The sequence below is a fragment of the Streptomyces sp. NPDC054956 genome (genome assembly GCF_053609185.1).
On sequence record NZ_JBSGXB010000450.1, the window covers coordinates 1 to 4,639 of the forward strand.

The window sequence follows — 4,639 nt, forward strand, 5'->3', positions numbered from 1 at the left end:
CCACCGACCACGCCCCGCACCCGCACGAGGACAAGGACTGCGAGTGGGCCGCGGCGAGGCGTTTGGGGGCCGCCTGGATCCAGGAGTCGGTCAGGATCGAGCGCAGCTCCGCCGCGTCCTCCACGGCCGCGAGCCGGACCCGCAGCCAGGCGTAGTTGTCGTCGTGGCCCGGCCGTATGAAGAACTTCTCCGGCTCCGCCGCGATCAGCTCGTCCCGGTCCTCCTTGGGGCACTTCACCCCGATCGAGGTGTCGTCGTCGGCCAGGGCGGCGAAGATCTTCCCGCCCTTCCCGTTCGCTCCGCCCACCCGGAAGGTCGGCATGCCCCAGGCGAGCTTCTCGCTGCTGTCCGGGAGCGACAGCGCGATCTCGCGTACGTCATGTGCCGTCGTGGCCATCCCCGCGACTCCTCTCCAGCCACCGGTGAGCGCCACGGGCCGCCCGTCGTCTCCGACCGTAGACCCGGCCACTGACAATCGCCCCCGAGCGCCGAAACCCTGGCGCCGAACCCCCGGGCCCCGAGCGGCGGCACCCCCCACCCCTCACCCGCAGCGGTCCTCCCGCTCGTGCACCAGCTCCACCAGCTCGGCCGCCAGTTCCTTCACCGCCGCCAGCCCCGCCAGCCCCCACCGCCTCGGCACCACGTCCACCGCGCACACCGTCCCCAGGACGATCCCCCGCCGGTCGATCAGCGGCGCGCCCGCGTACGAGCGCACCCCGCTCTCGTCCACGACGGCGTTGCCCGCGAAGCGCGCGAAGTCCCGTACGTCCTCCAGCACCAGCGCCCGGCGCCGCACCACCACGTGCGGGCAGTAGCCGTGGTCGCGGGCGAGCACCCGCGCCGGGTAGCCGCTCACCGGGGCGTCCGGCGCGTGGTGCAGCCCGGCGAAGAACTGGCGTTCCTCGCCGATGAAGTTGATCCCGGCGTACGGTGCGTCCAGCGCGCCCGCGACGCGCCGCGCGAAGGCGTCCAGCTCGCCGTCCGGCCGCTCCCCCAGGCCCAGTTCACGCAGCCGGACCACCCGCGCGGGTGCCTCCCGGTCCACTGGTGTGAGCAGCAGGTGCCCCGTCGATTCGTAGTAGGTCATGGCGTCTCCCCCGAATTCCGGTACTCCGATGGGTCAGATGGGTCCGATGGGTTCGAGCGGCTCGGGCGGCTGCGGCTCGAGCGGCTCGATCGATCCGGCGCGTGCCGCCGGCTGCGCCGACAGCAGGTGGTGGACGAGCGCGGCCAGCGCCCCCGTCCCGGAGCTCGGCAGCCGCGCGTCGCACCGTACGACGGGCACCTCCGGCCCGAGCCCCACCGCTTCGCGCACCTCCTCGGCGGCGTAGCGGTGCCCGCCGTCGAACTCGTTGACGGCGACGACGAAGCCGATCCCGCGCCGCTCGAAGAAGTCCACGGCGGGGAAGCAGTCGGCGAGGCGGCGCGTGTCGGCGAGCACCACCGCCCCCAGCGCGCCCGCGCACAGCTCCTCCCACAGGAACCAGAAGCGCTGCTGGCCGGGCGTGCCGAAGAGGTAGAGCACGTGCCGCTCGTCCAGGGTGATCCGGCCGAAGTCCAGCGCCACGGTCGTGGACGTCTTCGCCTCGACCCCGTCCAGCGGATCGGCGGCCTCGCTCAGCCCGCTCAGCACCTCCTCGGTGCTCAGCGGCTCGATCTCGCTCACCGCGCCGACGAAGGTGGTCTTGCCCGCCCCGAACCCGCCCGCGACCAGGATCTTCAAGGTCGCGGGGGCCTCCTGGGCGGGGGCCTCAGAGCCGCTTGCGCAGGCCATCGAGCACCGCCCGGAGCAGGGACTGGTCGTCGTCGGCGAACGCGCCGGCGGCCGGGCTGGGGAAGCGCGGCGCCCGCACCGTCACGGCCCCGTGCTCCATCAGGTCGGACAGGAGCACCTTCACCACCACCGCGGGCAGCCGCAGGTGTCCGGCCACCTCGGCGACGGTGACCGCCGCCGCGCCGGCGCACAGCCGCAGCGCCAGGGCGTGCTCGGCGCCGAGCGGTGCGCGCGGGCGCACGCCGGTGGCCGTCACCAGCGAGAGCAGGTCGAGCGCGACGGCCGGACGGGTCCGCCCGCCGCTCGCCGTGTACGGGCGCATCACGCGGCCCGCCGAATCGTCCAGCCACGGCGTGTCACGCGGCGCCCCCCATGCCGTCGCCCCCCTGGCGCGGGCCCTCATCGCTCCACGTCGGCGGCGGGCCGCCGCGGCGGGGCCGCGAGGTACGGGCGCACGCTCTTGACCAGCATCGCCATCTCGTAGCCGAGTACGCCGGCGTCGGCCTCCCGGTCCGCCAGTACGGCGAGACAGGTGCCCGATCCGGCCGCCGACACGAAGACGAGGGCCGTGTCGAGTTCGACGACGACCTGGCGGACCTCGGCGCCGTCCGCGAACCGGGACCCGGCGCTGCGCCCCAGCGAGTACAGCCCGGAGGCGAGCGCGGCCAGGTGGTCGGCGCTGTCGGCGTCGAGCCCGTGCACGCACGTGACGAGCCCGTCGGCGGTCAGCAGCACCGCGCTGCGCGTGTACGGAACCCGCTGGACCAGGCCGCTGAGCAGCCAGTCGAGGTCCGAGAGCCGACTGGTCGTGGTCGCCACTTCGCCGCCCATGGGGGTGCGCTCCTTAGCTTTCGGGTGAGAGGCCGGGGTCACGTCTGGTGCTCCGACTGGGCGAGGCCGAAGCCCCTTTGGAACGCGGCCATCAGGCCGGGGTCGTGCACGGGCCGGTCCGCGCGCGCGTCCTCGGCCGGCCGGGGTGCGGGGGCCTCGCGCAGCTGGTGCGCGAGGTGCTGCTGGGCCCGGCGCCGGGGCAGCGGCGGCCGCTCCTCGCCGACCCGGGCGGCCGGTACGGACACGGTCACCGCGTCCGGGGACTCCACCACCGCCGGCACGGACACGGCGGGCACGGCCACGGTCACCGGGGTCGCCACGGTGTCCGCGGCCTCCCCTGCCGCCGATTGCGTACGAGGCACGGTGCCCGGTGCCCCAACGGCCCATCCCGGCACGGCCGGTGGAGCGCAGGAAGACTCCGCCCCGGGCAGGCTCACGCGCACCGGCTCCAGAGGCGGCACGCCCGCCCCCTCACCGGTCCCCCACGAGGTGGTCCTGGAGCCGCCCAGGGCATCGGCCGCGCTCGGCGCCTCCGCCCCCAACAGCTCCTGCGGCAGCACGAGTACGGCGAGCACGCCGCCGTAGATGTTGGACTTGAGCTCGACGGCGATCCCGTGCCGCCGGGCCAGTGCGGAGACGACGTACAGGCCGATCCGCCCGTCCGCCAGCAGGTGCCGGACGCTGATCTGGTCGGGGTCGCCGAGCAGGGCGTTCATCCGGTGCGCCTCCTCGGGCGGCATGCCGAGGCCCCGGTCCTCCACCTCCACCGCGATCCCCGAGGTGACCCGCTCCGCGCGCACCACGACGTCGGTGTCGGGGGCGGAGAACACCGTGGCGTTCTCCACGAGTTCGGCCAGCAGGTGCACGACGTCGGCGACGGCGTGGCCGCGTACGGTGCCGCCGGCCGGGGGCACCACCTTGACCCGGGTGTACTGCTCGACCTCCGCCACCGAGGAGCGCAGCACCTCGCTCAGGTCGATGGGCCGGGTCCACTGGCGGCGCGAGGCGGCCCCGCCGAGGACGGCGAGGTTCTCGGCGTGCCGGCGGATCCGGGTGGCGAGGTGGTCGACGTGGAAGAGCTCCTTGAGCAGGTCCGGGTCCTCGACCGTGTCCTCCAGATCGTCCAGCAGGGAGATCTCCCGGTGCACGAGGGACTGGAGGCGGCGCGCGAGGTTGACGAAGACCTCGACCTTGCGGTCGCTGTCGGAGGGTTCCACGGGACCGCCGAGGCGGACCAGGGTGGTGTGTGCCTGCTCGCGGGCCTGGCGCAGCTCCTGGGAGAGCAGCCAGAACTCGTCCACTCCCGCCTCCGAGCCGAAGAGCGGCCCGGCCGGTCCCCCGCGCACCGGGAGGGCGGGCAGCTCGCCGCGCTCCAGCCGGTCCGCGGCGGTGCGCAGCTCCTGGCGTCCGCGCACGCTGGAGCGGCGCAGGGCCTCGCAGCGGTCGCGGACGGTCTTGGCGGCGCGCTGGGCCCCGAGCAGCGCGGCCGCGAGGGCTCCGACGACGAGCAGCGCGCAGCCCGTGAGCACCGGCCACAGCCGGGCGTCCCGGGCGCCCGCGCCGCCGCCGAGCTGGAGCGTGAAGATCACCGCGGCGGCGCCGCTGAGCCCGGCGGCGAGGGTGGGCAGCACGGCGGCGCGGACCAGCTGGGGGCGTATCTGCCGGCTGGGACCGGTGACGGCGTGTCTCGACGGGGAGTGGCGGGCGGCGCGGAGTCCGGACATCGGCGTCCTCGGTCAGTGGGGTCCGGCCCCCGGGCGTCCCGGGATCCGGTGTTGATCACCGGATACCCACGCTAGACCGCGCGCTCCCGCCCAGGACAGGCAGTTGGGGAACTTCGCCCCGGTGCTTCCCGCTCCCGATGGAGCGCTCGCACGAAAGCCCGAATGCGCCGGGAGCGCACCCTGCCCGGCGCCCGGAGGCGCGCTCCCGCGGTCGGGGGGATCAGCGGCGGGCACGGCAACAGCGGCAACACGACGTTCGCCCCCGCCGGCGCCCCCGGCGAGACCGCGGAGCGGGACCTCCCGGCCAGGG

At 75.2% G+C, this 4,639-nt stretch carries 6 protein-coding genes; all 6 read right to left on the reverse strand.

The features are described 5' to 3' along the window. Nucleotides 1–397, reverse strand: a 397-nt coding sequence (locus ACWGDE_RS36365) for an MmcQ/YjbR family DNA-binding protein (RefSeq protein WP_453393356.1), incomplete at its 3' end; no start/stop codon positions are given. Nucleotides 398–541: 144 nt separating this feature from the next. Continuing rightward, the gene (locus tag ACWGDE_RS36370; RefSeq protein ID WP_453393357.1) at nucleotides 542–1,087 is read right to left on the reverse strand and encodes a GAF domain-containing protein; all 546 of its coding nucleotides are present in this window, start codon (nucleotides 1,085–1,087) and stop codon (nucleotides 542–544) included. 33 nt (nucleotides 1,088–1,120) lie between these two features. Continuing rightward, nucleotides 1,121–1,774, reverse strand: coding sequence for a GTP-binding protein (locus ACWGDE_RS36375; RefSeq protein ID WP_453393358.1), 654 nt, complete (start codon nucleotides 1,772–1,774; stop codon nucleotides 1,121–1,123). Then, nucleotides 1,752–2,096, reverse strand: a complete 345-nt coding sequence (locus ACWGDE_RS36380) for a DUF742 domain-containing protein (protein WP_453393359.1) — start codon at nucleotides 2,094–2,096, stop codon at nucleotides 1,752–1,754. Before ACWGDE_RS36380 ends, ACWGDE_RS36375 begins: the two co-directional genes overlap by 23 nt. A 77-nt stretch (nucleotides 2,097–2,173) precedes the next feature. Beyond that, nucleotides 2,174–2,605, reverse strand: a complete 432-nt coding sequence (locus tag ACWGDE_RS36385; protein WP_453393360.1) for a roadblock/LC7 domain-containing protein — start codon at nucleotides 2,603–2,605, stop codon at nucleotides 2,174–2,176. A 38-nt stretch (nucleotides 2,606–2,643) separates the two neighbouring features. Beyond that, a complete protein-coding gene (locus ACWGDE_RS36390; RefSeq protein ID WP_453393361.1) occupies nucleotides 2,644–4,329 on the reverse strand; it encodes an ATP-binding protein in 1,686 nt (561 codons plus the stop codon). Nucleotides 4,330–4,639: the final 310 nt, after the last annotated feature.

What these genes read in the sequence shown, in the direction of transcription:
- ACWGDE_RS36375 (WP_453393358.1), bottom strand. Translation starts at nt 1,774, where the DNA reads ATGGCCTGCGCAAGCGGCTCTGAGGCCCCCGCCCAGGAGGCCCCCGCG.
- ACWGDE_RS36385 (WP_453393360.1), bottom strand. Translation starts at nt 2,605, where the DNA reads ATGGGCGGCGAAGTGGCGACCACGACCAGTCGGCTCTCGGACCTCGAC.
- ACWGDE_RS36380 (WP_453393359.1), bottom strand. Translation starts at nt 2,096, where the DNA reads ATGCGCCCGTACACGGCGAGCGGCGGGCGGACCCGTCCGGCCGTCGCG.
- ACWGDE_RS36370 (WP_453393357.1), bottom strand. Translation starts at nt 1,087, where the DNA reads ATGACCTACTACGAATCGACGGGGCACCTGCTGCTCACACCAGTGGAC.
- ACWGDE_RS36390 (WP_453393361.1), bottom strand. Translation starts at nt 4,329, where the DNA reads ATGTCCGGACTCCGCGCCGCCCGCCACTCCCCGTCGAGACACGCCGTC.